The sequence below is a fragment of the Pseudomonas sp. EA_65y_Pfl1_P113 genome, from assembly GCF_963970525.1.
GTDB classification, from domain to species: domain Bacteria; phylum Pseudomonadota; class Gammaproteobacteria; order Pseudomonadales; family Pseudomonadaceae; genus Aquipseudomonas; species Aquipseudomonas tritici.
Genome location: NZ_CAXAQM010000591.1, coordinates 1 through 450 on the forward strand (window position 1 = coordinate 1; position 450 = coordinate 450).

Genomic DNA, 450 nt, shown 5'->3' on the forward strand with positions numbered 1-450 from the left:
CGATATATTTCTTGGCATTGTCCCACGCGCCGCCGCCCGACGTCATCGAAATCGCGACGAACAGGCCCGAGACGATCACGCCCAGCAGCATCGCGCCCAAGGCGGCAAAGCCCTCGGCCTGGCCCGCCACGCTAGTGATGACGAAATAGACCAGGATCGGGGAGAGTACGGGCAGCAGCGACGGGATGATCATTTCCCGGATCGCGGCCTTGGTGACGAGATCGACGGTGCGGGCATAATCGGGGCGGCTGGTGCCTGCCATGATGCCGGGATTGTCGCGGAACTGCGCGCGGACTTCTTCCACCACCGCGCCCGCCGCGCGGCCGACCGCGGTCATCCCCATCGCGCCGAACAGATAGGGGAGCAGTGCGCCGAGCAGCAGCCCGACGATGACATAGGGGTTGGAGAGCTGGAAATTGACCGTGAGATCGGGGAAATCGCGGCCCAAGT

General features: G+C 64.9%; 1 protein-coding gene. It reads right to left on the reverse strand.

Annotation, left to right across the window (positions count from 1 at the left end):
• Nucleotides 1-450: sodium/proton-translocating pyrophosphatase (locus AACY52_RS31240; protein WP_339561531.1), on the reverse strand; the 450-nt coding region annotated here is incomplete at both ends.